General features: G+C 68.2%; 23 protein-coding genes, 1 tRNA gene and 1 pseudogene. 12 read left to right on the top strand and 13 right to left on the bottom strand.

Annotation, left to right across the window (positions count from 1 at the left end; translation table 11 throughout):
• The first annotated feature begins 45 nt into the window (after window positions 1-45).
• Both MHN80_RS18180 and pgi read left to right on the top strand, forming a co-directional pair.
• Complete coding sequence (locus MHN80_RS18180; protein WP_064571230.1) at window positions 46-405, top strand: chorismate mutase; 360 nt, start codon at window positions 46-48, stop codon at window positions 403-405.
• A 101-nt stretch (window positions 406-506) separates the two neighbouring features.
• Window positions 507-2,204 carry a glucose-6-phosphate isomerase gene (gene pgi / locus MHN80_RS18175; RefSeq protein ID WP_064571231.1) on the top strand — a complete coding sequence of 566 codons (1,698 nt, stop codon included), beginning with the start codon at window positions 507-509 and terminating at the stop codon, window positions 2,202-2,204.
• Between the two features lie 45 nt (window positions 2,205-2,249).
• Here the strand turns inward: pgi and MHN80_RS18170 are convergent, their stop codons facing one another.
• The 4 genes from MHN80_RS18170 to MHN80_RS18155 form a co-directional block, all read right to left on the bottom strand.
• Window positions 2,250-2,783 (bottom strand): hypothetical protein, encoded by a 534-nt coding sequence (locus tag MHN80_RS18170; protein ID WP_239402886.1) that lies wholly within the window; start codon window positions 2,781-2,783, stop codon window positions 2,250-2,252.
• Between the two features lie 19 nt (window positions 2,784-2,802).
• On the bottom strand, window positions 2,803-3,333 hold the full coding sequence (locus MHN80_RS18165) for a hypothetical protein (RefSeq protein WP_239402885.1): 531 nt from the start codon (window positions 3,331-3,333) through the stop codon (window positions 2,803-2,805).
• A gap of 79 nt (window positions 3,334-3,412) precedes the next feature.
• Window positions 3,413-4,156, bottom strand: coding sequence for an SDR family oxidoreductase (locus MHN80_RS18160; protein WP_239402884.1), 744 nt, complete (start codon window positions 4,154-4,156; stop codon window positions 3,413-3,415).
• Between the two features lie 53 nt (window positions 4,157-4,209).
• Window positions 4,210-5,100, bottom strand: coding sequence for a DNA-formamidopyrimidine glycosylase family protein (locus MHN80_RS18155; protein ID WP_239402883.1), 891 nt, complete (start codon window positions 5,098-5,100; stop codon window positions 4,210-4,212).
• A gap of 25 nt (window positions 5,101-5,125) precedes the next feature.
• On the opposite strand from MHN80_RS18155, the gene MHN80_RS18150 reads away from it, so the two are divergent.
• Both MHN80_RS18150 and MHN80_RS18145 read left to right on the top strand, forming a co-directional pair.
• Complete coding sequence (locus MHN80_RS18150; RefSeq protein ID WP_101820337.1) at window positions 5,126-5,866, top strand: 3'(2'),5'-bisphosphate nucleotidase CysQ; 741 nt, start codon at window positions 5,126-5,128, stop codon at window positions 5,864-5,866.
• A 61-nt stretch (window positions 5,867-5,927) separates the two neighbouring features.
• Window positions 5,928-6,666, top strand: a pseudogene (locus MHN80_RS18145) (ABC transporter permease).
• Between the two features lie 6 nt (window positions 6,667-6,672).
• Here the strand turns inward: MHN80_RS18145 and cobF are convergent.
• Genes cobF through MHN80_RS18130 form a run of 3 tightly spaced genes read right to left on the bottom strand, consistent with a single transcriptional unit; the run spans window position 6,673 to window position 8,501 of the window.
• The gene (gene cobF, locus MHN80_RS18140) at window positions 6,673-7,434 is read right to left on the bottom strand and encodes a precorrin-6A synthase (deacetylating) (RefSeq protein ID WP_239402882.1); all 762 of its coding nucleotides are present in this window, start codon (window positions 7,432-7,434) and stop codon (window positions 6,673-6,675) included.
• A gap of 2 nt (window positions 7,435-7,436) precedes the next feature.
• Window positions 7,437-8,246 (bottom strand): SDR family oxidoreductase, encoded by an 810-nt coding sequence (locus MHN80_RS18135; RefSeq protein WP_101820334.1) that lies wholly within the window; start codon window positions 8,244-8,246, stop codon window positions 7,437-7,439.
• A gap of 30 nt (window positions 8,247-8,276) precedes the next feature.
• A complete protein-coding gene (locus tag MHN80_RS18130; RefSeq protein WP_004020120.1) occupies window positions 8,277-8,501 on the bottom strand; it encodes a hypothetical protein in 225 nt (74 codons plus the stop codon).
• A gap of 82 nt (window positions 8,502-8,583) precedes the next feature.
• On the opposite strand from MHN80_RS18130, the gene MHN80_RS18125 reads away from it, so the two are divergent.
• Window positions 8,584-9,546, top strand: coding sequence for a GlxA family transcriptional regulator (locus tag MHN80_RS18125; protein ID WP_239402881.1), 963 nt, complete (start codon window positions 8,584-8,586; stop codon window positions 9,544-9,546).
• Window positions 9,547-9,589: 43 nt separating this feature from the next.
• Here the strand turns inward: MHN80_RS18125 and MHN80_RS18120 are convergent.
• A tRNA-Arg gene (locus tag MHN80_RS18120) sits at window positions 9,590-9,665 on the bottom strand.
• A gap of 259 nt (window positions 9,666-9,924) precedes the next feature.
• Here MHN80_RS18120 and MHN80_RS18115 point away from each other — a divergent pair.
• A complete protein-coding gene (locus MHN80_RS18115; protein ID WP_239402880.1) occupies window positions 9,925-11,256 on the top strand; it encodes an acyltransferase in 1,332 nt (443 codons plus the stop codon).
• Here the strand turns inward: MHN80_RS18115 and MHN80_RS18110 are convergent.
• Window positions 11,253-12,272 carry an IS481 family transposase gene (locus MHN80_RS18110; protein ID WP_239402879.1) on the bottom strand — a complete coding sequence of 340 codons (1,020 nt, stop codon included), beginning with the start codon at window positions 12,270-12,272 and terminating at the stop codon, window positions 11,253-11,255. The two genes, MHN80_RS18115 and MHN80_RS18110, sit on opposite strands and share 4 nt — an antisense overlap.
• A 125-nt stretch (window positions 12,273-12,397) precedes the next feature.
• Window positions 12,398-13,621, bottom strand: a complete 1,224-nt coding sequence (locus MHN80_RS18105; RefSeq protein ID WP_239402878.1) for an oxygenase MpaB family protein — start codon at window positions 13,619-13,621, stop codon at window positions 12,398-12,400.
• A gap of 150 nt (window positions 13,622-13,771) precedes the next feature.
• Here MHN80_RS18105 and MHN80_RS18100 point away from each other — a divergent pair, with 150 nt between their 5' ends.
• Entirely contained in the window at window positions 13,772-14,437 is a 666-nt protein-coding gene (locus MHN80_RS18100; RefSeq protein WP_239402877.1) for a TetR/AcrR family transcriptional regulator, read from the top strand.
• 52 nt (window positions 14,438-14,489) lie between these two features.
• Window positions 14,490-16,103, top strand: coding sequence for an MFS transporter (locus MHN80_RS18095; RefSeq protein WP_239402876.1), 1,614 nt, complete (start codon window positions 14,490-14,492; stop codon window positions 16,101-16,103).
• A gap of 8 nt (window positions 16,104-16,111) precedes the next feature.
• Here MHN80_RS18095 and MHN80_RS18090 read toward each other — a convergent pair whose 3' ends face one another.
• Window positions 16,112-16,558 (bottom strand): SRPBCC family protein, encoded by a 447-nt coding sequence (locus MHN80_RS18090; RefSeq protein ID WP_004020126.1) that lies wholly within the window; start codon window positions 16,556-16,558, stop codon window positions 16,112-16,114.
• A 137-nt stretch (window positions 16,559-16,695) separates the two neighbouring features.
• Between MHN80_RS18090 and MHN80_RS18085 the strand changes: the two genes are divergently transcribed.
• From MHN80_RS18085 to MHN80_RS18070, 4 genes are all read left to right on the top strand, one after another.
• The gene (locus MHN80_RS18085) at window positions 16,696-18,657 is read left to right on the top strand and encodes a gamma-glutamyltransferase family protein (protein ID WP_239402875.1); all 1,962 of its coding nucleotides are present in this window, start codon (window positions 16,696-16,698) and stop codon (window positions 18,655-18,657) included.
• Between the two features lie 198 nt (window positions 18,658-18,855).
• The gene (locus MHN80_RS18080; RefSeq protein ID WP_239402874.1) at window positions 18,856-21,027 is read left to right on the top strand and encodes a glutamine synthetase III; all 2,172 of its coding nucleotides are present in this window, start codon (window positions 18,856-18,858) and stop codon (window positions 21,025-21,027) included.
• Window positions 21,028-21,185: 158 nt separating this feature from the next.
• Entirely contained in the window at window positions 21,186-22,685 is a 1,500-nt protein-coding gene (locus tag MHN80_RS18075; protein WP_239402873.1) for a SulP family inorganic anion transporter, read from the top strand.
• A 20-nt stretch (window positions 22,686-22,705) separates the two neighbouring features.
• Entirely contained in the window at window positions 22,706-23,119 is a 414-nt protein-coding gene (locus tag MHN80_RS18070) for a MerR family transcriptional regulator (RefSeq protein WP_064571244.1), read from the top strand.
• Window positions 23,120-23,140: 21 nt separating this feature from the next.
• Here the strand turns inward: MHN80_RS18070 and MHN80_RS18065 are convergent, their stop codons facing one another.
• Window positions 23,141-24,037: an SDR family NAD(P)-dependent oxidoreductase gene (locus MHN80_RS18065; protein WP_239402872.1), complete on the bottom strand. Its 897-nt coding sequence runs from the start codon at window positions 24,035-24,037 to the stop codon at window positions 23,141-23,143.
• Between the two features lie 43 nt (window positions 24,038-24,080).
• Entirely contained in the window at window positions 24,081-25,682 is a 1,602-nt protein-coding gene (locus MHN80_RS18060; protein WP_239402871.1) for a CdaR family transcriptional regulator, read from the bottom strand.
• Between the last annotated feature and the right edge of the window lie 43 nt (window positions 25,683-25,725).

Below are 25,725 nucleotides of genomic sequence, written 5' to 3'. Positions count from 1 at the left end.
GGCCGCGTGCGGGTCATCGGGGGGCGTCGTGGCAAAATCGGGCGCGTGACCGATCGCAGCCCCAGCCCCGGCGCTCAGGACCCCCGCCCGTCCGGCGGCACGTCCTTCGAGAACTCGATCGACCTCGACAAGTACCAGCTCTCGTCCGAGGTCGGCGACCTGCCCGACGACATCGACCAGCTGCGACTCGAGATCGATCGGCTCGACGCCGTCATCCTCGCCGCGATCAAGCGCAGGTCGGCGGTGTCGAAGAAGATCGGCGCCGCGCGGATGGCCTCCGGCGGACCCCGCCTGGTCCACAGCCGCGAGGTGAAGGTGCTCGAGCGCTTCCAGGACCTCGGCCAGGAGGGGCACACCCTCGCGATGCTGCTGCTGCGCCTGGGGCGTGGACCGCTGGGCCGCTGATCTCTCGGCACCCCGCCGCCCGCGCGGTGATCCGGTGACGTGCTCTCGCCGCGTGTGACGACCGTCGCGGCCCGGCCGCCGAGCACATAGGGTTAGGGGTCATGAGCACCCAGGCCCCTGGCAGCGACTTCACCGGCACCGACCACGGCGACATCACCGCGACGCAGTCCTGGCAGGCGCTCGCGGCTCATCAGCCGCACGTGTATGCCATGCATCTGCGTGAGGTGTTCGCGATCGATCCCGCGCGCGGCACCGAGCTGACCGTCGACGTCGGGGATCTGCACATCGACTACTCCAAGCACCGGGTGCTGCGCGAGACCCTCGAACTGCTGATGAGCCTGGCCCGCGAGATCGGTCTCGAGGAGATCCGCGACGACATGTTCGCCGGAACCCACATCAACACCTCCGAGGACCGCGCGGTCCTGCACACCGCCCTGCGGCTGCCCGCCGACGCGACACTGACCGTCGACGGCCAGGACGTCGTCGCCGACGTCCACGAGGTCCTGACCCGGATGGGCGAGTTCACCGACCGCCTCCGCAGCGGAGAGTGGAAGGGACACACCGGCAAACCCATCACCGATGTGGTCAACATCGGCATCGGCGGTTCCGACCTGGGACCGGTCATGGTCTACCAGGCGCTGCGCCACTACGTCGACGCCGGAATCCGCTGTCACTTCGTCTCCAACGTCGACCCCGCCGACATGGTCGGCACACTCGCCGACCTCGACGCCGAGACGACACTGTTCATCATCGCCTCGAAGACCTTCACCACCCTCGAGACGCTCACCAACGCCGCCGCCGCACGCACCTGGCTCCTGCAGGCGCTCGGCGCCGACTCCGACGCCGTGGCAAAGCATTTCGTCGCCGTCAGCACCAACGCCGCCGAAGTCGCCGAGTTCGGCATCGACACCGACAACATGTTCGGCTTCTGGGACTGGGTCGGCGGCCGCTACTCGGTGGACTCCGCGATCGGCTTGTCGGTGATGGCCGCGATCGGCAAGGAACGTTTCGCGGAGTTCCTCGACGGCTTCCACCAGGTCGACGAGCACTTCCGCACCCAGCCCCTCGAGCGCAACGCGCCGGTGATCCTCGGCCTGATCGGCCTCTGGTACAACAACTTCTGGGACGTCGGCGTTCGTGCGGTACTGCCCTACAGCAACGACATGGCCCGCTTCGCCGCCTACCTGCAGCAGCTGACGATGGAGTCCAACGGCAAGTCGGTCACCGCCGGCGGCCACCACGTCACCACCGACACCGGTGAGATCTTCTGGGGCGAACCGGGAACCAACGGTCAGCACGCCTTCTACCAACTGCTGCACCAGGGCACCCGGATGGTGCCCGCGGACTTCATCGGCTTCGCCGAACCCACCGACGACCTACCGACCTCCGCCGACGGGACGGGCTCCATGCACGACCTGTTGATGAGCAACTTCTTCGCCCAGACCAAGGTGCTCGCCTTCGGCAAGACCGCCGACGAGATCGCCGCCGAGGGCGTACCCGCACACGTCGTGGCCCACAAGGTGATGCCGGGCAACCGACCCACCACCTCGATCCTCGCCCCCCAGCTCACCCCGTCGGTGATCGGCCAGCTCGTGGCGCTCTACGAACACCAGGTCTTCGTCGAAGGCGCCATCTGGGGCATCAACCCCTTCGACCAGTGGGGCGTCGAACTGGGCAAGACCCAGGCCAAGGAACTGCTCGGCACCCTCGTCCAACCCGAAGCACCTGACACCCACGACGATTCGTCGACCGACGCCCTCGTGACCTGGTACCGGCAACGCCGCGGCCGCGCGGTCTGAGGGTTTCGACAAGCTCAACCGGCAGAAAGGGCTCAACCGGCAAAGTTACTTCCAGTACTCCTCGTCGAAGACCTCGTCGGGGATCTCGTCCCCGGGTTCGACGCCGAGGGACTGGATGCGGCCCATGATCGCGGCCGCGGTGGCCACGTAGGTGACGAGATCTGTTGGCTCCACGTCACGTTCGGCGGGATCGCCGCCGAGGAACTCGTACAGGGTGGGCGGCACGCAGGCGCCCATGTCCAGCGCGCGGGTGCCGGTCGCCGCCCGCCAGGCATCGAAGCTCGCGACGTCCACGGCCTCGGCGACATCGCCGGTGCGGATCGCCTCGGCCACCTCGTCGACGGTGGCCAGCTCGCCCGAGGTCCCGCTCGACGGATCGAAGCCCAGAACCGTGTCGGCGGAGGTCGTCTCGTCGTCGGTGAGGGTGAAATAGACGATGCCCCGCCAGTCGGAGCCCATGGCCGCGATGTCCGTGCGGTCGAAGATCTCGCCGAGCAGTTCGCCGACCTGCTCCCGTTGCCGGGCGCCGAACGCCTGAAACGCGCCCGACGCCACCACTTGTCCCTGCTTGTTCGCCACGACGGCCACCTTACGCAGGTCAGTCGTCGACACCGAGGACGACCACGCGCCCCGACGCCGGAGACAGGTAGACCCGCGCCTGCCACTGCGCCGACGAGAAGGCCCGGTCGAGTTCCGGGCTGCCGAGAAGCTCGCCCGGCGGGACGAACTCGCGCAACTCGTTCACCGGCGACAGGGGCTCCGGCACCGGTGTCGCCTCGTACTCCGCCGCCCACCGCGCGACCTGATCGGCGCCGGCGTTCATCACCGCGTCGAACCAGTAGGCGCTCGGCCCGGGTACGCGACCCGTCGCGCTCGTCCCGAGAGTGCCTGCCGCCCAGCCGTCGACGGTCGCGTCGGCCAGCGCCGGGAACCGCGCCGCCACCGGCTCGATGTCCCGGCGCGGGCCGGTCGTCAGCGTCTTCGTCGGCTGCGACGTCGATGAGGGGTGCACCGACGAGGATGCCGGGACCCGGCCGGCCGGTGCCGACGGCACGCAACCGAGCAGCCCGGCACAACCGACCACGGCAGCGACTAGGACCCACCAGGACCGCCACCGGTTGCGCGTCATTCCGCCACGCTAGTCCCCTCCGGCCATGGCACGATGAAAGGTCCACTGCGTGACTGAGTTCCGCGCGAGGCGGAAACGCTCAGACCAGCCGGCGGCTGACCGACGCCGGCAGGAACTTCAGCGCCGCGGCGATCGGCGTCCACGGCCACGCGGGTACGGGCGCCCACCCCTTCTCCGCCTCGATCGCCTTGACCAGCGCATCGACGCCCTTGTCCGTCTCGACCATCAGGGAGGTCTTCACGCCCCGGTTGATGTCGGTCTCGATGTAGCCCGGCGCGACCACCGACACCGTGATCGGCGACGAGGCGAACTCGGCTTGGAGCCCCTGCCCCAGCGCCGTCAGCCCGGCTTTCGACGCCGAGTACGCGGCCTGCGCCTTCGGCATGCCGCGGACACCCGAGATCGAGCTGACGAGCACCAGATGGCCGGCGTTCTGCGCCCGGAAGATCGCCAGTGCCGCCTCGGCCTGGGCGAGCGCGCCGACCAGATTGGTCTGCACCGTCTCGATGTTCGCCGCGGCCTTGCCGGTACCGAGGGGCGCCCCCTTGCCGAGTCCGGCGTTGACGATGACCCGGTCGAGACCGCCAAGCCCGTCGGCCAGTCTCCCGAAGACCTCGGGAACGGCCTCGACGTCGGTGACGTCGAGCGCCGCGACCTCGACACGTTCGGCGGACGGCCGGAGCTCATCGGCCAGCGCTTCCAGTTTGTCGCGTCGGCGGGCCGCGAGCGCGAGCGAACGCCCCTGCGCGGCGAAGCGCCGGGCCATGCCCTCCCCCAGCCCCGAACTGGCCCCCGTGATGAGAATTCTCTGTCGTGTCGTCACGACCGCCAGGCTACCGGCCGGTAAGTTCCGGGTTCTCCGCCCGGCCGCGACGGCTACTTCAGCAATCGCGACATCCGCCGATCGGCGAGCACCTTCCCGCCCGTCTGGCATGTGGCGCAGTACTGGAAGGACCGGTCGGCGAAGGACACCTCGCGGACGATGTCGCCGCACACCGGGCACGGCAGGCCGGTGCGGGCGTGTACGCGCAGGCCGGTGCGCTTCTCGGACTTCAGCCGCGCGACGGCCTGGCCTTCCAGTCGACCCGTCGCGTCGGTGAGCACGCCGCGCATGGCGTCGTAGAGAGTGGCGACCTGGTCGGGCTTCAGCGTTTTCGACGAGGCGAACGGCGACAGACGTGCGGTGTGCAGGATCTCGTCGGAGTACGCATTGCCGATCCCGGCGATGATGTGCTGGTCGGTGAGCACGTTCTTGATCCGGCCGGTCGTCCCGGCGAGGATCTCCGCGAATTCCTCGGCCGTCAGTTCGAGCGCATCGGGTCCAAGGCCCGCGATGCGGTCGACCTCGGTGAGTTCGCGGACCAGCCACACGGCGAGCCGCTTCTGGGTGCCGGCCTCGGTGACGTCGAATCCCTCACCGGGTAGTCCACAATGCACGCGCAGGGCGATCGGGCTCTTGCCGCCCGGCCGCAGGGGTTTGGGCGACAGGTCCTCGCTCCACCGCACCCAGCCCGCGCGCGACAGGTGGATGACCAGCTGCAACAACGGCTCTGACGCGGTGGCCGCCGAACCGGGAACGGTCCGGATGACCAGGTACTTCCCCACACGTCCGACGGATTCGACGATCCGGTCCATCAGCGCCGTGTAGGGCGGATCGGCCGTCTTCAGCACCGACAGCGACGCGACGTCGACCCGACGGATCGGGAGTCCGGCCGCTCGACCGTCGACGTAGTCGGCGATGGCGGCCACCTCTGGGAGCTCAGGCATGCCACCAGTGTGCTCTAGTTGTGGGATGAACTCCCGACTTTCCGACGCCGACCTGGCCGCCCGGATCGCGCAGGGAGCCGGCGAAGTACTTCTCGGAATCCGGTCCGGTGACCTGCTGGGCGGCGCGATGCTCGGCGATGTGGGCGATGCGCTTGCGCAGGCCTGGATCTCGACGGTGCTGCGCAAACACCGGCCACGCGACGCGGTGCTGTCCGAGGAGGCCGCCGACGTCGGCGACCGGGCCACCGCCCCTCGGGTGTGGATCATCGATCCGCTCGACGGCACAAGGGAATTCGCCGCCGGTTCGGCGGACTGGGCCGTGCACGTCGCCCTGACCGAGGGCGGGATCGTCACCGAGGCGTCGGTGTCGCTGCCCGCGACGGGTGAACTGTTTCGGTCGGACACGGTCGAGCGCCCCGCCGGTGAACTGACCCGCCGCCTGGTCACCTCCCGATGGGGCGGTTCCTACGAGACCAGTCATGTGGCGAACCGTCTGGGTCTGCAGATGGTGCCGGTCGGCTCGGCGGGGGCGAAGGCGATGGCCGTCGTCCGCGGGGATGCCGACGCCTACGTCCACGCCGGCGGTCAGTACGAGTGGGACAACGCCGCGCCGGTGGGGGTCGCGCTGGCGGCTGGCCTGCACTGCAGTCGACTCGACGGTTCGGAGATCGTGTACAACAACCGGCATCCGTACATGCCGGACTTCGTCATCTGCCGCAGCGAGATCCGCGAGGAGATGCTCGCCGCGCTGCAGCAGATCTGGTGAATCGGTGCGGGCAGAGGACGTTCCGCTGCCGGTGTGTGCCCGGCCCTGGTGAACTGGATCGGTGAACGGAATCGGCGACGCGGTGGTGCGCATCGGCCCCGCCCTGGTGGTGGTCATCGTGCTGCTGGCCGGCGTCGCGGTGATGGTGAACCGCCGAAGCGGGTTGGCTCGGGAGACCGTCGTCGCCACGCTGCGTGCCGCCGTACAACTGGCTGCGCTGGCCGCCGTGCTCGCCGCGGTCGTCCCGCACCTCTGGGCCTCGGCGCTGTTCGTCGCGGCGATGGCCTCGGCGGCCGCGTGGACCTCCGCCCGACGTGTCCGTCCCGCGCGTCCCCGACTCGCCGACGTCATCTGGTGCGCCGGGCCGGTCGCCGCGCCGACGATCGTGATCGTGACCGCCCTCGTCGTGGCCGGGGTGCTCCCCGGTCGCGGTATCGCCGTGATCCCCACCGCCGGGATCATGCTCGGCGGCGCCATGGTGACCGCCTCGCTCGCCGGTCGACGGGCACACGACGAGCTGCGCGTGCGTCGGGGTGAGGTGGAGGCCGCACTGTCGCTGGGCTTCGAGCGACGAGACGCGCGGATGGAGATCGCCGGCCCGGCGTCGGCCACCGCACTGATACCCGGCCTCGATCAGACGCGGTCGGTCGGCCTCGTCACCATCCCTGGCGCATTCGTCGGGATGGTCCTCGGTGTGGGCGGCCGCGGCCATGCAGCTGTTCGTGCTGATCGCCCTGCTGGCGGTGAGTTCCATCGCCATGGTCGTCACCGTGGAACTGGTTGCGCGGGAACACCTGTGACGACGACTACCGACTCGTCTTCCGTAGTAGATAGATGTCCATGATCCAGCCGATCCGGTCCCGGGCCGCGGCGCGCGCTTCGACGATCCGGTCCGTGACCTCGCCGACCCGGCCGCTGATCAGGATCTCGTCGTCGGTGCCGACATAGGCACCCCACCAGATGTGATCGTCCGGGTCGGCGGTGTGCCGGAAGGCGAGGTCGGCGTCGAGCATCACGATCTGGTTGGCGTCGGCGCCGACGGGCGTGTCCGCCAGGCGCCGGCCGGTCGTCGTGTGGATCGGTTCACCGACGCGGTTGGCGACGATGCCGTGCGCCGCGGTGAGCGCGCTCGCGCTGGTCACGCCGGGGATGACCTCCACGACGAGTTCGAGGTCGTCGCGGGCCGCGAGATCGTCGACGATGCGCAGCGTGCTGTCGTAGAGTGCGGGGTCGCCCCAGACCAGGAAGGCGGCCACACCGCCGTCACCGACCTCGTCGCGTAGCGCGGCGGCGATCAGATCGGCGCGCGCAGCATGCCAGCGGCGGACCTCGGCGTCGTAGTCCTTCGGTTCGCGGTCGCGCGGTGGGTCGGGGATCTCCACCAGCGAATGACCCTGCCGCGCATGCTCGGCGAGGATCGCGCGGCGGGCGTCGAGCAGACCGCTCTTGGCGGTGCCCTTCTCGAGCGCGAGGAAGGCGTCGACGTCGGCCATCGCGTCGATGGCCTGCAGCGTGATCTGACGCGGGCCCCCGGGTCCGATCCCGATGACGCGCAGTGTGATTCGCACGGTCAGATCGTCACCTTGGGGAGTCCGTGCTTGCGGGCGGTCATATCCAGGATGAGCTGCCTCGGCGCGAGGCGTCGGAGGAGGAAGACCAGGCCCGCCTGATTGCCCTTGGCATAGAAGGGCTTCGGATGATCGGCGAGAGCGGCGTCGACAATCTGGGTGGCCATGCTCTCCGCGGTGATTCCCGCGTCCTCGTTGCGACGCGTCGCGGCGGCGAGCGTCTCGTACTCGGCGCGGTACGGCGAATCGTCGCCGATGTGGATGCTCCGGCGATCACCGATCCCGGTCGCGATCGTGCCCGGCTCGACGCTGATCATCCGGATACCGTACGGCGCCAGCTCGCGTCGGGACGCGAGCGCGAACGCCTTCAGCGCCGACTTGGTCGCGGCATAGTTGGACCGGAAGGCAACCGGGAAGCTGGACAACATCGACCCCACCATCACGACCGTGCCGCGACGCCGCAGACGCATCCCGGGCAACACCGCCTTGGTCAGCGCGATGGGTCCGAAGACGTTGACCCGGAACAGATCTTCGACGGCGGACATCGACGTGTCCTCGAGCGCACCGGCCTGGGACTCGCCGGCGTTGTTGATCAGGATGTCGACCTCGCCGACGAGGGCCGCGCACGATTCGGCGGAGGCGTAGTCGGCGTTGTCGAGCCGGACATAGGTGACGCCCGGCAGCGGGTTGCGCACGGAGTCGGGGTTGCGGGTGGTGCCGTACACCCGGTGCCCCCGCGCGACGAACTGACGGGCGACCTCGGCGCCGATGCCACTGGTCGCGCCGGTCACGAGGACGGTCTGTGAAGTCACGACCGCAACGGTAGCGCAGCGGACCGGGCGTCAGATGAGCTTGTCGTACCGGCGGGTGAGGATGCTGAGTTCCGCCGCGACCCGCTCGGTGTCGGGGCCATAGGGCCGCCGCGGATTCCGCGTGAACCAGTCGGAGATCCGCTGGCCCGGCGTCCGCTGTCCGGCGGGGGTACGACGCGCGGCGAGAGCCAGCACTCCGGTCGCGCAGGCGACCGAGACGACGACGACAAGGGCGAGAACGAAGAGGAGTGTCATGGCAGTAATCATTCGCCCACGGCTTTCCCGCCAACAGTGGCAGCAAAGCCATTGTTCGCAAATTATCTGCCATACTGGTGCGGTGTTGAAATCCGTCGGCGTCCTCCTCTACGGACGCGTCGCGCTGTTCGAGTTCGGGGTCGTCCACGAGGTGTTCGGCCTGGACCGCACCGACGACGGGGTCCCGGCCTTCGACTTTCGCGTCGCGTCCCCCGAACCGGGATCCTCGCTCGGGGTGGGCAACGGGGTCTCGCTGCAGGTGTCACACACCCTGTCGGAGTGCCGGGACGTCGATCTCGTGGTGATCCCCGGCGGAAGCATCAGCGGCGACTACCCCGCCGAGATCCTGGACACCATCGGTGCGGTCGTCGACAACGGCGGACGCGTCCTCACCGTCTGCTCGGGCGCGTTCGTCGCCGGTGCCGCCGGACTCCTCGACGGTCGCCGGTGCACCACCCACTGGCGGTACGGCGACGATCTGGCGCGCATGTTCCCCCAGGCGCAGGTCGACACCGATGTCCTCTTCGTCGACGACGGCCCCATCACCACGAGCGCCGGCACTGCCGCCGGGATCGACGCGTCACTGCATCTCGTCCGCGAGTCCTGGGGGCCGGCGGTCGCCAACCGGATCGCGCGACGGATGGTCGTGCCACCGCATCGCGACGGCGGCCAACGCCAGTTCGTCGAGGCGCCGATGCCGGCGTGCGCCGACGAGGGATTCGGCGCGTTGCTCGCCTGGATGACCGCGAACCTCGACCGCGACATCAGCATCGACGACATGGCGACCCGTATGCACATGTCGGGGCGGACCTTTGCGCGACGGTTCGTCGACGAGGTCGGGATCTCGCCTCGTCGCTGGCTGACCGAGCAGCGCGTGCTCTCGGCGAAGAACCTGTTGGAGTCGACCACCGCGAGCGTCGACGAGGTGGCGCGGCGGGTCGGGTTCACGTCGGCGACGCTGCTGCGCCATCACTTCGCCGCGAGTGTCGGCGTCTCGCCGCTCGTCTACCGTCGGCGGTTCGCGAAATCCGGCGCCGATGCATAGCCCGAGACCGCTCGGCGGATGGACCTGCCGTCCGAAATTGGTGTGGTGCCCTCGGCAGGATTCGAACCTGCGACCTACCCTTTAGGAGAGGGTTGCTCTATCCCCTGAGCTACGAAGGCGGGGTTGTCGATGCCGTGGCCGCGGTTCCGCGGCACGGCCATCCGGCAGTCTACGTCAGCGCCTCACCCGGGCAGCACCCTCTCCGCCAACGTTCCCGAGCACATCCTCGCTATAGTCGGGGCATCGCTCGAAACGGACATTTCCGGCTGTGATTGTCGCCACTCGGAACACCCCGGCGTTGAGGTTGCTGCCAGCTTGTGTCCGTACACTGCCTACCGCATACGTTCTACCGTTTCACCCGGGGAGGTCTTTTCGTTGGTGCACGCGGCATCAGGATCGGCGCGCACCGCCGACGACGACGAGACCACGGCCACCACCGCCGAGTCGCCGGACTCCGCCGCATCACCACGTCCTGCCGGTTCGGCACCTCGCCCGCCTGCGACCAAGCCGCGCGGACGCGCCCACACCGCCGATTTCATTCGCGTTGTGCTGTTCACCTTCGTGGTCGTCGCCCACAGCGTCAATGCCATCAACGGCGGGGTCGACGAGATCCGCGGCGCGAATCTGGTCGGCACCCTGTGCCATCTGACACGCTACGGCTTCGTCGCGGTCACGCTGTACGTCCTGGTGCTGAGCATGCAGGGCCGGGAGATGTCGCCGTGGCAGTTCTGGCGGCGTCGTTTCGGACTGGTCGTCGGCCCCTACCTCGCCTGGACGCTGATCTACACGATCACCGACCACCTCATCCTGGCCGACAACCCCTTCCCGCCCGTCGGCGAGATGCTGCCCCGGCTTGCGCACGACCTGCTCGTGGGCGAGGGCAAGTACCAGCTGTACTTCCTGTTGATCTCGATGCAGATCTACCTGTTCTTCCCGCTGATCGCATGGGTCTTCGAACGCGGCCGCACCCGCCCGTGGCTGTTGCTCGCCGGCGGGACCACGATCCAGCTCCTGGTGTTCGTCGTCTACCAGTACCTCCCCCGACCCTCCGGTCACGCATGGGACGTCGCGTACCAGCATCTGTGGAAGACGCTCCCGATGTACGCGCTCTTCGTCGCGATGGGTGTCCTGGCCGCGCAGCACCGCGAGGCCGTCGACCGTTGGCTGCGCGACCACATGGCCACGGTCGTCCTGGTGGCGGCGGGTTGCGCCGCGTTCACCATCGCCGGCTACCTGCTGGCGACCTCACCGGGCAATGTGCCGTGGAAGGCCAACACGGCCTGGAACCCGGTGTCGCTGCCCTGGTTCGTCGGCGGCTTCGTCCTGCTCTGGCTGATCGGTCTCGTCTGGGATGACCGACGCGCCGCCGGCCGCCCGGCCGGCGGAAAGCTGGTGTCGCAGGCCACGCTCCGCGCGTTCGGGGTTTTCGCGGTCCACCCGCTGATCCTCGACATCCTGGGCCGCGTGGGATTCCTCAGCGGGCTCTTCGACTGGTTCCCACACTCGGCGGTCCTGCGCTCGATCATCTTGATCGCCTTGGTGCTGGCGGCATCGCTGGTACTCGTCGACCTCCTCTTGCGTCTGCCGTTCAGCAAATGGCTGACCGCCCGACCCCGCATCCCCCTGTTCCCGAAGCGGAACAAGAAGGAGCAGGACCGGGCGGTGGAAGTCGGCGAGTCGGCGGGGGCTGCGCAGGTGTCCGCCGACTAGGTGTACTGATCCGCCAGGTTGGGTACGCGGTCGGCGGGTGAGTTGCCCCTGAGTGCGGTGTGGCCGCGTTCGTGATTGTAGATGCGCAGGAACTCGTCAAAGGCGGCCACGCGTTCGGACTCGCTGCTGTAGGGGCGGGCGTAGGCCCACTCCTCTTGCAGTGTGCGGTTGAATCGTTCGACCTTGCCGTTGGTTTGCGGCCGGTACGGTCGCGTCCATTTGTGTTTGATCCCGTTGCCTGCCAACAACTCCCGAAACATTCTCGACCGGTAACACGACCCGTTGTCGGTCATCACCCGTACCGTGGGAACACCGATCGAGGCGAAGTGAGCCACCGCCCGCGCCATGAACGCGGTCGCGGTTTCCTTCTTCTCATCAGCCAGGATCTCCGAATAGGCGTACCGGGAGTGATCATCGACGGCGTGGTGCAGGTAGGCGTATCCCAGGTTGGGACGGCCATGCACGGTGCGCGGACGCGAAGCATCGCGATGAGCACTGGAGTTGCGGGTGCCCTGGGCGCGGCCGTGTACGCGATGCCCACCACCGTCGGGGATGCGGCCCAGCTTCTTGATGTCGACGTGGATCAAGTCCCCGGCAGCGTCGCGTTCATACCGGCGAACCTCACGTCGTCGTGCACGCACCGGCGCTCCGGTGGCCGGGTCGGTCCACGACAACCGCACACACTGGTAGCGGGTGAGGATGCGGTGCACCGTGGACACGTTCAACCCCAGGTGGAACCCGATCCGGGCTGGTCCCCAGCGACGCGACACGCGTAACCCGACCACCCGGCGTTCCCGGCGGCGACTGGTGCGATGCGGACACGACCGCGGCCGGCTCGATCGGTCCACCATCCCTGCCGGCCCCAGGTTGCGGTAGCGGTCGGCCCACCGCTTGGCCGTCGTGACCGAAACGTTGAAACGGTCAGCCGCACGCCGTAGCGGCCACCCGTCCTCGACAACACACCGAGCCAGACGCAGCCGACCAGTTGGGGACAACGGTGAATTACGGTGAGACATGAAGACCTCCGGGATGAGGAGCGGTTCCTAGACAGCTCCACACCTCACTCGGAGGTCTTCCCTATGTCACGCAGGCTCGCCGAACCCCGTACCTAACGTCCCGGGTCAGTACAACTAGGCGTGGGCTACTTGTACTTCGGGTTGTTGATCACCGGGATCTCGATGTTGATCGGCATCCGGAGTTCGGACATGTAGAAGAGCACGAACTGGCGGAGGAATTCGTCGAACAGCCAGTACGCCTCTCGCGGCATGCCGACGTTCAGCAGGCCCTCGCGGATCTGCACGTACGGACCCCACGCCGTCTCGAGCAGCGGGCTCCACACAGGCTCGCGCGGGATCTGGTACCAGTTGGCGACCTGGTCGCCGAGCACGAATCTCGTGAGCGCTCCCAGCACGCCCCGCGAGATCAGTGAGAGATCGAGGTTCATGCCGAGATCCAGCAGCATGTCGGCGAGCTTGCGGCCCTCCGGGGTCGGCGCCAGGATCGGATCGAGGACCTGCCGCGCCTGCGAGTCGGCGGCGTCCCACGAGGCGGGGATGTACTCGTCCTTCACTCCCAGCATGTACGCGCTGATCTGCCACGAGTGCAGGAACCCGGCGGACTCGTCGGCGGCGATGGGGACGTTCCACTTGTCGAAGTTGCGCATGACCGTCGTGGGCAGACTGTGCCAGGTGACCATGATGTCGGCCTGGCTGATCGGCTTCTTCTCCGTCGCCCCGTGCACCCAGTGCGGCGACTGCGGCAGGAGATGCCGCACGCCCGCGTGGGCCATGCGCGTCTTGACGCACGTCACGACCATCTCGCCGCCGGGCTGATAGGCGTTCAACGAGCCGATGTCGTAACCGAGCTTGGCGGTCTTGGTGATCCGGTCCTTGAGGTCCCACCCGCCCTTGGAGTAGTACACCGACCGGGCCTCGCGTGGGATGACCGTGCTCATCATGCCGCTGGCGAAGCCGTACAGGACGCCGAGGTAGGTTCCGCGTTTCTGGTTGAAGCGGACCGCGTCGGCGAGCTTGGCCTGGTCGGTCCACGACGGCAGCTGGCGCGCGTACTCCATGAAGTCGCGCAGTTCCGAGGGCAGCCCGGCCGGCAGCGGCTGCGAGTTACGATGCCACGTGCGCAGCAGCCGGTTGACCTTGTGTACCTGTCCGTTGTCGATGACCTTGGCGATCACCGGATCCGCCTCGTCGTCCCACAGCTGCCGCGGATCCGCGCCGCGGCCTCGGCCGGGCACCGAGTTCGCCGGCGACCACGTCCATGGTGTCGTCTGCGAGAGCGCGGCCACCGCGCCGGCCGCACCGACGACACCGCCGGCGCGTATGAGATTCCGCCTGTTCAGATCTTCCATGACCCCGTCCCATCACTTCCATGTATCAATGTGACAAACAACGTATCCTTGTATCATTGTTACCACCGGGTGGTCCAGGACACATGTGTTTCGCGATTTTTGCGATCATGGAAGCCCAGGCGGTCATCATGAGACGAAGGGGGTGACCAGGTGACCACGCAGCCGACCGGCGCCGCACTGTCGAGTTCACTACTCCAGCGCGCGTTTCTCGAGTCCTCGACACCGTCCGAGGGAGCGGCCGACCCGACCGCCGAGCGCCTCCTCGACGCGGCCTTCGAACTGTTCTGCCGACTGGGCGTCCAACGCACGCCGATGGAGAAGGTCGCCAAGAGCGCGGGTGTCACGCGGGTGACCCTGTATCGGAAGTTCGCCACCAAGGACGCACTCGTCGACCAGGTGGTGCTGCGCGAGTTCCGCCGGTACTTCGACCGCTTCCGCGCGGAGATACCCCGTGCCGAAACCGTCGCCGACCGTGTCGTGTTCGGCTTCGTCGGTTCACTCCGCGCCATCTCCGGCAATCCGCTGATCGGCGAGATCAGCGACGCCGAACCGAGCATGCTCATCGAGTCGATGATCGGCGGGGACGGCATGCTGCTCGCGACGGTGCAGCATTTCGTCGCCGCGCAGCTGCGTCGAGAACAAGTGGCGGGCAACATCTCCGATCAGCTGGACGTCGATCTCGTGGCCGAGATGATGGTCCGCGTGTCGGCGTCGTTCCTCACCGTGCCCAGTCGTGTCGTCGACATCACCGACGACGAGCAGCTCGCCACCGTCGCGCGTCAGTTCCTCGTACCGATGCTCAATCCCGCGCGATAACGGCCCGAACCTGTAAAGATCAGAGCGCTCACCACATCTGAGGAGACTGACGATGCGCTCTTGGTCTGTGATCATCATCTTGGCCATCTCCCAGTTCGTCATGGTGCTCGACAGCACCGTGATGAACGTGTCGATCTCGGTGGTGGCCGACGACCTGGGGACCTCGATCACCGGCATGCAGGCCGCGATCACCTTCTACGCGCTCACGATGGCCGCGTTCATGTTGACCGGCGGCAAGCTGGGCGACTTGATGGGCCGCGCACGAGCTTTCAAGATCGGTGCGGTCATCTACGGCATCGGATCACTGACCACGGCGCTGAGTCCCAACCTGACCGTCCTGCTGATCGGGTGGTCGCTCGTCGAGGGGCTGGGCGCGGTTCTGGTGATCCCCGCGATCGCATCGCTGGCCGCCATCAACTACACCGGCAAGGCGCGTGTCACCGCATTCTCGATCCTGGGCGCGGTCACCGGGCTGGCCGCGGCCATCGGCCCGCTCCTGGGTGGCGTGATGACCACCTACCTGTCGTGGCGCTACGTGTTCGTCGCCGAGACGGTGGTGATGGTGGCGGTCCTGTTCGCGGCCAAGCTGATCCGCGACGTCCCCCGGGACGCGAACGTGCGCATCGACCCGCTGAGTGTCGTGGCCTCCGCCGGCGGTCTGGCGTTGATCGTCTACGGCGTTCTCCAGTCGAAGACCTGGGGGTGGCTGAAACCGCAGCACCCGCCGGAGATCGGCGGGGACGCCATCGCTCCGCTCGGGGTCTCGCCGGTCGCCTACCTGCTGCTCCTCGGAGTCGTCGTGCTCTGGCTGTTCGTCCTGCGGCAACGTACTCTCGCCGACTCCGGTCGACAACCGCTGCTACGGGTCGAGTTGTTCCGGATCGCCCCTCTGCGTAGCGGACTCGGCGGTTTCCTCGCCCAGTACTTCGCGATCGCGGCCCTGTTCTTCGTGGTCCCGGTGTACCTGCAGACGATGCTCGGGCGCGACGCACTGCAGACCGGGGTGAAGATCCTGCCGCTCTCGGTCGGTCTCATCTTGTTCTCGATCCTCGGATCCTGGCTCACCGCACGACGTTCCGCGCGGTTCATCGCCCGGGGCGGGCAGATCACGATGGCGCTGGGGACACTCCTCGTCATCGCGTCGGTGGGAACCGACCTGCGCAGCGCCGTGTTCGCGGCGGGAATGTTCGTGGTGGGCGCGGGATTCGGACTGCTCGCCTCGCAGCTGGGTAACGTCAACATGTCCGCGGTCGAGGAGAAGGACACCTCGGAGGTCGGCGGTCTCCAGGGCACGTTCCAGAACCTGGGGTCGTCATTCGGCACCGCGGTGGCCGGTTCGGTCTTTCTCCTCATGCTCTCGTCGGGCTTCGTGTCGGCGGTCAACGACACCGAGAACCTCCCCGCGGCGGATCAGCAGCAGATCGTCAGCACAGTCGACGCCGCGGGCGTACCGATCATCTCCGCCGACGAGGCCCGCACCCTCGTTCTCGATGCGGGCGGCTCGTCGGAGTCCGCACAGGCGGTGTCCGAGGCCTACGCGGACTCGCAGATCGCGGCGCTGCAGCAGGCCCTGTTCGTCGTGTTCGGTCTCCTCGTCCTGGCGTTGCTGTTCTCGCGACACCTGCCGAACCGGATACCCGAGCCCGCCGACCGGGAGGCGGCCTGAACCGGCGGTCAGCCGGTGGCGCCGACCTTCTTGCCGATGGTCACCTCGGTGTGGCGCACGGCCTGGGCCGCGAACGGGCCGATGATCTTGCCGAGGAGTTTGCCTGCCATCCCGCCCGGAAGTGTGTAGGAGAATTCGACGTCAAGATCTGTTCCCGACCCACCGTCCGCGTCGGCGAATCGCCACCTGGTGTTCGCCCCGAACCCTTCGATCGCCTCCAGTGCGATCAGTTCGTTCTCGACGTATTCGGTGCACTTGACGATCGACTTCAGCGCCTTGGGACCGACATCGATGGTCACCGCGAAGGTCGCGCCCAGTCCGCTCGTCTGCTCGGTGGTGGGTTCGAAGCGAGTCACCCCGAACATGTACTCGCTGACGTTCTGATATCCGTCGACGTACTCGAACACCCGCTCACGCGGCCCGTCGATCCGCGCCTGATGCCGTACCACTCCCACGATTCTCCCCGTTCGTCTCGTTCGGCCGACCGTGCCGGTGCGGCCCTACCGCCTCGACCCTATGCGCTCCCCCGACTCACCTGAACCACCCGACCCGGTTCTCCTCGCGGACGGCCGATCGCCAGTACGCTTGGTCGATGACGCCCCGTCGCGGAGTCCCTGTCATGGTGCGCGCGCTGTCCGCGGCGTTGGCCACCGCTCTGATCGCGACCGCGTGCGGCACGGATTCGGCCCCGCCGGAGGCGAATCCGGTCACCTGCGCCGAGATCCCCAACGGGGAGATGATCGACGCCCGGTCGGTGTCCGCCGCACCGACCGACATCGCCACCAGACCTGAAGTGGCCTCGGGGTTCCGGACCGGGATGAGGCCGGTCGAAACCACGACATATGCGGCGGCAACGGCGAATCCGCTCGCCACCCGCGCCGCCTGTGAGGTCCTGCGTGACGGCGGTACGGCCGCCGATGCCCTGGTCGCCGCGCAACTGGTTCTCGGCCTCGTCGAACCACAGTCGTCCGGCATCGGTGGTGGCGCCTTCGCCCTCTACTACGACGCGGCGTCGAAGAGTGTTCGGGCCTTCGACGGGCGCGAGACGGCCCCGGCCGCCGCCACGGAGTCCTACCTGACCCGGATCAGCCCGGACGATCCCGCGCCGCCCGTGCCGAGTGCCCGCGCCTCAGGCCGGTCCATCGGGGTGCCGGGCGTGATGCGGATGCTGGAGACGGTCCACGGCGAGTTCGGCGGGCACGCCTGGCGTGACCTGTTCGAACCCGCAGTGCGCTTGGCAGACAACGGCTTCGACATCAGCCCGCGGCTCGCGACCGCGATCGCCGCGTCGGCGGCCGAACTCGCCGTCGACGAGGATGCGCGCGCGTACTTCCTCGCCGCCGACGGCTCCCCCAAGGCGGCCGGCACCAGGCTCGTCAACCCGGCCTACGCGAAGACGCTCGGCGCGCTGGCCGCCGACGGCGCCGGCGCCCTGTACGACGGGCCGCTCGCCGAGGCCATCGTCGCCGAGGCCGGGTCCACCGCGGGCGGCATGACACCGAGTCTGATGACGGTGCAGGATCTCCGCGGGTATCGCGCACTCGTCCGGGACCCGGTCGTGACGACGTATCGCGGACGCCAGATCGTGGCCATGCCCGGGCCGTCGTCGGGCGGGATCGCCGTGGCGTCGGCGCTGGGCATCCTCGAGAACTTCGACCTCCCGTCGATGCCCCCGACCGACGTCGACGCCGATGGCGGACGCCCCGACCCGGCCGCCGTGCATCTCGTCACCGAGGCCGAGCGGCTCGCCTACGCCGATCGCGACAAGTACGTGGCCGACCCCGACTTCGTCCCCCTCCCCGGACGAGGGGTGGCGACCATCCTCGACCCGGCCTATCTCCGATCGCGCGCGGCACTCATCAAGCCCGACTCGTCGCTCGGCGAGGCCCCGGCGGGCGACCTCGGGCCGGTGCCCCTGGGGTCGTATGCCGGCTCCGAACACGGGACCAGCCACATCACCGTCGCCGACCGCTACGGGAACGTCGCCTCCATGACGACGACGATCGAATCCGCGTTCGGGAGCTACCACATGGTCGACGGCTTCCTGCTCAACAATCAGCTGACCGACTTCTCCGCGGAGCCCCGCGACGACGACGGCACGCTGCTCGCCAACCGGGTGTCGCCCGGCAAACGGCCACGGTCGTCGATGGCTCCCACCCTCGTCCTGCAACCGGGCGCCGACGGCGCTCCCGCCGAGGTGGTCGCAGCCCTCGGCTCACCCGGCGGGTCGGTGATCATCCAGTTCGTGATCAAGACGATCGTCGGGATGCTGGACTGGGGACTCGACCCACAGCAGGCCGTGTCGATGATCGACTTCGGCTCGGCCAACACCCCGACCTCGAACGTCGGCGGTGAACACCCCCTGGTCGACACCACCGACGACGGCGCCGGAGATCCCCTGGTCCGAGGCCTTCGGGAGCGCGGCGCCGAGGTGTCGATCGAGGAGCAGTCGAGCGGTCTCAGCGCGTTGCTCCGGCAGGACGGCGGTTGGATCGGCGGCGCCGATCCGCGTCGCGAAGGTGCCGTGATGGGCGACGACGCGACCCTGCGCTGACCCGCCCTGGCCTCGTTCCGGGTTCGACACTGCCTCAACCGGTTCCGGGGCAAGTAGTTTTCCTCGGCGTCACACGGGGGCAATCGAGCGCATACACCCAGCTCATAGCGTCGAATCGCTCGCATCTGCGACAACGACGTGGCGACGTCGTCGTGCGACCCCCGCGCACGTGGGGGCCGAGATCATCCAGGAGTAACCATGAGTGGCAGCATGTCCCGCCGACAGGCGATCGAGGCCGTGACAACCTACGACTGCTCGGCACCGGGATTCACCGAACCGCTGGCAGACACGTTCGGGCGCAATGTGTTCAGCCTGTCGGTGATGAAGAAGCGGCTGCCGAAGCACGTCTTCAAGGCGGTGGCCGCGACCGTCGACACCGGTTGTGCGCTCGATCCCACCCTCGCCGACTACGTCGCGGTGGCGATGAAGGACTGGGCCATCGAGAGGGGCGCCACCCACTACGCCCACGTGTTCTATCCGCTGACCGGGTTCACCGCCGAGAAGCACGATTCGTTCCTCGAACCCGATTCCACCGGTGCATCTCTCGCCGAGTTCGCGGGCAAGACGCTGATGCAGGGCGAGCCCGACGCGTCGAGCTTCCCCAACGGCGGCCTGCGCGGGACCTTCGAGGCCCGCGGTTACACGGGCTGGGATGTCACCAGTCCCGCGTACCTCCTGGAGAACCCGAACGGCAACACGCTCTGCATCCCGACGATTTTCATCTCGTGGACCGGGGAGGCCCTCGACAAGAAGACCCCGCTGCTGCGCAGCCAGCAGGCGATGAGCAAGCAGGCGATGCGGCTGCTCCGGTTGTTCGGTCACGACGACGTCGACACCGTCGTCTCGTACGCGGGCGCCGAGCAGGAGTATTTCCTGATCGACGAGCACTTCTTCTATGCCCGACCGGATCTCATGACCTGCAACCGGACCCTGTTCGGCGCGCCGCCGTCGAAGGGTCAGGAGTTCGACGACCACTACTTCGGCGCCATCCCCGAGCGCGTGTTGTCCTTCATGATCGAGCTCGACCGCGAGCTGTTCAAGCAGGGGATCCCGGCGAAGACGCGACACAACGAGGTCGCGCCCGGCCAGTTCGAGATCGCGCCGGTCTTCGAACGGTCGGTTCTCGCCCACGACCACCAGCAACTGATGATGACCACGATGAAGGCCGTCGCCGAGAAGTACGGCATGAAGTGTCTGCTGCACGAGAAGCCGTTCTCCGGCGTCAACGGTTCGGGCAAGCACGTGAACTTCTCGCTCGGCAACTCCACCCAGGGCAATCTGCTGAACCCGGGCGACACCCCGCACGAGAACATGCAGTTCCTGACCTTCTGCGGCGCGATCATCCGCGCGGTCCACCTCTACGGCGGACTGTTGCGTGCCGCGGTCGCGTCCGCCTCGAACGACCATCGACTGGGGGCCAACGAGGCTCCGCCGGCGATCATCTCGATCTTCCTGGGCGAACAGCTGATGGATGTGTTCGAGCAGATCGCCAAGGGCGGTGCGACCGGCTCCAAGGCCGCGGGCGTCATCGAACTCGGCGTCGACACCCTCCCGCCGCTGACGGCCGATCCGGGAGATCGCAACCGCACGAGTCCGTTCGCGTTCACCGGCAACCGATTCGAGTACCGCGCACCGGGTTCCAACCAGTCGATCTCGGACCCGATGGTCGCCATCAACACGATCCTCGCCGACTCGATCGATGTGATCGCCGCCGACCTCGAGAAGCTCCTCGCCGACGGGCTCGACCTCGCGGACGCCGTCCAGAAGGTGTTGCAGGAGATCGTCAATTCGCACGGGGCGGTCATCTTCAACGGCAACGGTTACTCCGACGAATGGCAGGAGGAGGCGGCCGCCCGCGGCCTCAAGAACCTGCGGACGACGGTCGACGCGGTGACGGAGTACACCTCGCCGGAGGTCATCGAGATCTTCGAGAAGTACGGCGTGCTGTCGGCCCGCGAACTCGAGGCCCGGGAAGACGTCATCTTCGAGTACTACGCGCTGACCCTCCTCGTGGAAGCCAAGGAGACCGCGGAGATCGCCAAGACGATGATCATGCCGGCCGCGATCCGTTACCAGGGTGAACTCGCGGGCACCGCGGCGTCGCTCAAGATGGCCGGGATCGACGCTCCCACACCGCTGCTCGAGGAGCTGACCGGCCTGATCGGCGCGCTGCACGAGGGGTTGATGACGCTGGATGCCGGCATCGCCGGGATGCACGGCGAGTCCACACTCGACGAGTCGACGTACGCGCTGGAGACCCTCATCCCGGCCATGGCCACGGTTCGCGAGGTTGCCGACACCCTCGAATCCATCGTCGCCGACGACCTCTGGCCCCTGCCGACCTACAACGAGATGCTCACGATCCTCTAGGCACGCAACCGACCGGGTGTGGATATCTACCCTCCCGTAAGGGTAGAGTTTCCGCGTCCGTAGGGCCGGCCCCGGTCGCCATCGCCGCCGACGATCCGGCGAGGTGTGTGAGTCACTGCGCGACACCCGTTCTGATCGCTCGCGAAGATGGAGACGCCGTGACCGCCGAGGTGCTGACCCCTGCCCGCCGACAGTCGGTGTTGGCGACCCTGCGGTCCCCACGACGGCTGCGTACCGAGGTCCTCGCCGGTCTCGTCGTCGCACTCGCACTCATCCCCGAGGCGATCTCGTTCTCGATCATCGCCGGGGTCGACCCGCGGGTGGGTCTCTTCGCCTCGTTCACGATGGCGGTGACGATCGCGATCGTCGGGGGCCGTCCGGCGATGATCTCGGCGGCCACCGGCGCCGTGGCGCTCGTGGTGGCGCCCCTGGTCGCCAGTCACGGCCTGGACCATCTGATTGCGGCGGTGCTCCTGGCCGGTGTCATCCAGATCGTCCTCGGTGCCCTGGGGGTCGCGCGACTCATGCGCTCCATCCCGCGCAGCGTGATGGTCGGGTTCGTCAACGCGCTGGCGATCCTGATCTTCACCGCCCAGCTGCCGCACCTGCTGGGCGTGCCGTGGCTGGTCTATCCCCTCGTCGCAGCGGGACTCGCGATCATCGTCGGTCTCCCCCGGCTCACCTCGGCGATCCCGTCACCGCTCGTGGCGATCGTGCTGCTCACCGCGGTCACCCTGGCGGTCGGCTTCGCCGTCCCCGACGTCGGCGACGAGGGCGAACTACCCGACAGCCTCCCCACGTTGTTCTTCCCCGACGTCCCGCTGACGTGGGACACGCTCTCGGTCATCGCGCCGTACGCGTTCACCATGGCACTCGTCGGCCTGCTCGAGTCGCTGATGACCGCCAAGTTCGTCGACGACCTCACCGACACCCATTCCGACAAGACGCGTGAGGCCACCGGGCAGGGCATCGCCAACATCGTGACCGGCCTCTTCGGCGGGATGGGCGGGTGCGCGATGATCGGCCAGACCATGATCAACGTCAAGGAGTCCCGGGCGCGCACCCGGATCTCGACGTTCCTGGCCGGACTGTTCCTGCTCATCCTGGTCGTCGGGCTGGGCGACATCGTCGCCCTGATCCCCATGGCGGCTCTCGTCGCGGTCATGATCATGGTGTCGGTGGGCACTCTGGACTGGCACAGCGTCAACCCGAAGACGTTGCGGCGCATGCCCAAGAGCGAGACCGCGGTGATGGTCGCGACCGTCGTCGTCACCGTGGCGACCCACAATCTGGCCTACGGCGTGATCGTGGGTGTCCTCACGGCGATGGTGCTGTTCGCGCGCCGGGTCGCACACGTCACCGAGGTGGTCGAGGTCGCCGACCCCGAACCCGGAACCCGGGTCTATGCGGTGCGGGGCGAACTGTTCTTCGCGTCCAGCAACGACCTCGTCTACCAGTTCGACTACGCCGGCGACCCGGACGACGTCGTGATCGACATGAGCGAGGCGCACATCTGGGACGCGTCGACGGTCGCTACCCTCGATGCGATCACCACCAAGTACGCAGCCAAGGGCAAGACCGCCACCATCGTCGGCCTCGACGGCCACAGCGCCGAGCGCCATCGGCGTCTCAGTGGCCGGCTCGGCGGCGAAGGCTGACCGGGTAGAGAGGGCGGGTCGTGACCGACGGAGGGACCGAGAACACCGGCCATCTGCAGATCGGCGCGGTGGCGACGGAAACCGGGTTGTCCATCAAGACCATCCGCCACTACGACGAGGTCGGCCTGGTCGTCCCGTCCGCGCGTTCGGCCGGGGGGTTCCGCTTGTACACACGTGCCGACATCGATCGGCTGTTCGTGATCCGGCGGATGAAACCACTCGGGTTCACGCTCGATGACATGCGTGAACTCCTACACGCCGAGAGCGTTCTCGACGACAGCGACGCAGCACCGGAGGACCGGCGAGCGGCACTCGACGCGGTCGCGGAGTTCCGGCAGCGGGCCAGGCTTGCATGCGAGAAGCTGGAGCGGCAGCTGCACTATGCGCACGAACTCACCGCCCAGCTGTCGGATCGACTGACCGATCTGGCGTGACCCGGCAGGGCGACGCGAGCCCTACCCCAACGGCCACCGGGTGCCGGTGCGCTTCTCGGCCTCGCTCCACAGACTGCCGGCCAGTTCGTAATCGCACGCGATGCGGGCGCGGCCCGACAACACCGGCCGGCCGCGCAGTCCCCACAGTCCGTCGACCCCCACATAGCTGCCCGGCGGGATGGGTTCGGTCAGACAGTGCAGCGTGGGTGCCGCCCCGGCGGTGAGATCGTTGCCGAGCACTCCAGCCAGACCCTGGGCCGCCCGGTGCAGGACTCCCAGGCCCGGCTTGTTCGAGATGTTCGACGCGGCCCAGCCCGGGTCCGTGAGCATCGAGGTCACCGGTGACCCGACCGCGCGCAATCGCCGGTCGAGTTCGAGGCCCCACAGCATCACCGCGAGTTTGGACGCGGCGTAGGCCCGGGGTGCCGACCACCGGGTGTGTCGGTGGTCGAGATCGGCGGGGTCGATGCGGGCGTGGCGGTGCCCCTCGGATCCCACCGACACGACCTGCCGTCGGATACGCGGCAGCAGGAGGTTCGTCAGGGCGAACGGGCCGAGGAAGTTCGTGCCGATGCCCAGTTCGAACCCGTCCGGCGTCGTCCTGCGCTGGTGCGGAAACATCCCGGCGTTGTTGACCAGCACATCGACCGGACCGTCGAGTTCGGCGACGAAGGCCCGCACCGAGGCGAGGTCGGCGAGATCGAGTCGGAGCACCTCGCACTCGCCGCCGAATTCTCGTGCGCGTCGTGCGCCGAGTTCGGTGTCGCGGACGGCCAACACCACCCGCACTCCGGCCCGGGCGAGCGCCGCGGCGGTGGCCATCCCGATGCCGTTCGTCGCACCGGTGACGACCACCCGCCGGCCGGCGAGGTCGGACAGGGACTTCGACGAGGACGGCATGGGCGCCACGGTACCCATCGGATGTCCCGGGCGGGTGACACTCGGCTTCGCTGTGCCGCCCTCACCGGACACGTAGTGACAGCGCCACGACGAGACGCGTCGCCGGATCGTCGAGGTCCATTCCGGTGAGTGCCTGGATCCGACGTAGGCGATAGCGCAACGTGTTCGGGTGGACATGCAGCGCCGCGGCCGCCCCACGGACATCACCGAAGTGATCGAGGTAGGCACGCAGTGACGCGGTGAAGGCACTGCCGCTGCGGGCGTCGAGATCGACGAGGCCGGTGACCCGGTCGTCGACGAGATCAGGGTTCTCCGAGAGCAATCCGATGATCTCGCCGAGCAGCACACCGGTGCGGGATCGCTCGACCGTGGTGACATCGTCGATCAGGTCGGCTTCCCGGCCGGCCGCATCGAGCACGCGGTCGATCGAGTGGCGCAGCTCGGTTGCGGTCGAGATGCGGTCGGGACCGGCGACCACGGCGCGGGCCGGCACCGCGAACTGCCGGTCGGCCGCGCCGACGGCGACCCGGGCCCATGTGACGGCGTCGTCGAGAGCGACCCCCGGCAGCACGGCGTAGGCGCGGTCGCCGATGGTGACCGTCACCGAGAGTGGACTGAATGCGCTGGCGTGCAACATCAGTGCCGAGACCTGTCCCCCGCGGATGCCGTCGGGGGTGGCGAACCCGGCGATCGTCACGGTCGCCGACGGCGCGATGCCGAGCTGGGCGGCGAGACGATCGGTGTCGACGGGTTCGCCGCCCACACCGAGGAGCCGCCGCACCCGCTCATCGTGGTCGGAACCGGCGGAGCGGCGCCGCGAGATGATCCGTGCCGCAACGGCTGCGGCTCCGACGAGCACCTCGTCGGTGTCGCGGGCCGGCGGACGAGATCCCTCCTGCAGCCAGACGACCCCCAACAGGACGTCGCCGGAGCCGCTCGGTCGGGCGGTGGGTGCCGGCCGGATGGCCACCGCGCGTCTCGGCTGCAACCCCAGATCGGCACGCGCGTCGACGGTCACGACCCCGGACGACTGCCGTACCGCGTCCATCACGCCCCACTCCCGCAACCAGGCGAGCATCTCGGGCGGACCCTCCCGGCCCAGGATCGACAGCCGGCGCAACTCATCGGCCTCGTCACCGGCCGAGCTGTAGGCCAGGACGTGCGCATGCTCGTCCTCGATGCTCACCAGGCCTCCGGTCCGCCGGGCGACCTCGGCTGCGAGCTGGAACAGGTCGCCGGTGCTCCCGGACTCCATGGACTCGCCGTCCCCGGCCGGATGGGATCGAGCGTCGAGCACCCGGGTGACGAGGTTGTAGATCCGTTCCCAGCGGGCGTGCGGGTCGATGGCGATGACCGCGATCCCCAGCCGCTCGGTTAGACCGATCAACGCCGGTGTCGGGCTCTTGGTCAGCACGGCCACCGGGCGATGCGCACCGAGGTCACCGAGCCATTCGACACCCACCTCGTCGCCGAGTCCGACGAGAAGGAAGAGATCGGCCGATCGCGCCGCACGCCCGAGCCCGTAGTGGAGATCGTCGGTGTCGACCATCGCCAGCGTCGACACCGGGGCGTCGAGCCCGCGTGGGGACGAGACCAAGGTCGCGACGGTCTGATCCAGGGCCAGGACCAGCCGTCCCAGAGCGATGCCCGCGGTCTTGTCCATACGGACAAGGCTACGACGCATATGTTTGCCGATCGGCCATATC

Origin of the sequence: Gordonia sp. McavH-238-E (assembly GCF_022348225.1) — a bacterium.
Taxonomy (GTDB): domain Bacteria; phylum Actinomycetota; class Actinomycetes; order Mycobacteriales; family Mycobacteriaceae; genus Gordonia; species Gordonia terrae.
The sequence above is the reverse complement of the archived record's forward strand: the minus strand, read 5'-3'. Positions and strand labels throughout refer to the sequence as shown.

What these genes read in the sequence shown, in the direction of transcription:
- MHN80_RS18110 (WP_239402879.1), bottom strand. Translation starts at nt 12,272, where the DNA reads ATGTCTCACCGTAATTCACCGTTGTCCCCAACTGGTCGGCTGCGTCTG.
- MHN80_RS18105 (WP_239402878.1), bottom strand. Translation starts at nt 13,621, where the DNA reads ATGGAAGATCTGAACAGGCGGAATCTCATACGCGCCGGCGGTGTCGTC.
- MHN80_RS18150 (WP_101820337.1), top strand. Translation starts at nt 5,126, where the DNA reads ATGAACTCCCGACTTTCCGACGCCGACCTGGCCGCCCGGATCGCGCAG.
- MHN80_RS18080 (WP_239402874.1), top strand. Translation starts at nt 18,856, where the DNA reads ATGAGTGGCAGCATGTCCCGCCGACAGGCGATCGAGGCCGTGACAACC.
- MHN80_RS18095 (WP_239402876.1), top strand. Translation starts at nt 14,490, where the DNA reads ATGCGCTCTTGGTCTGTGATCATCATCTTGGCCATCTCCCAGTTCGTC.
- MHN80_RS18165 (WP_239402885.1), bottom strand. Translation starts at nt 3,333, where the DNA reads ATGACGCGCAACCGGTGGCGGTCCTGGTGGGTCCTAGTCGCTGCCGTG.
- MHN80_RS18065 (WP_239402872.1), bottom strand. Translation starts at nt 24,037, where the DNA reads ATGGGTACCGTGGCGCCCATGCCGTCCTCGTCGAAGTCCCTGTCCGAC.
- pgi (WP_064571231.1), top strand. Translation starts at nt 507, where the DNA reads ATGAGCACCCAGGCCCCTGGCAGCGACTTCACCGGCACCGACCACGGC.
- MHN80_RS18060 (WP_239402871.1), bottom strand. Translation starts at nt 25,682, where the DNA reads ATGGACAAGACCGCGGGCATCGCTCTGGGACGGCTGGTCCTGGCCCTG.
- MHN80_RS18130 (WP_004020120.1), bottom strand. Translation starts at nt 8,501, where the DNA reads ATGACACTCCTCTTCGTTCTCGCCCTTGTCGTCGTCGTCTCGGTCGCC.
- MHN80_RS18155 (WP_239402883.1), bottom strand. Translation starts at nt 5,100, where the DNA reads ATGCCTGAGCTCCCAGAGGTGGCCGCCATCGCCGACTACGTCGACGGT.
- MHN80_RS18085 (WP_239402875.1), top strand. Translation starts at nt 16,696, where the DNA reads ATGACGCCCCGTCGCGGAGTCCCTGTCATGGTGCGCGCGCTGTCCGCG.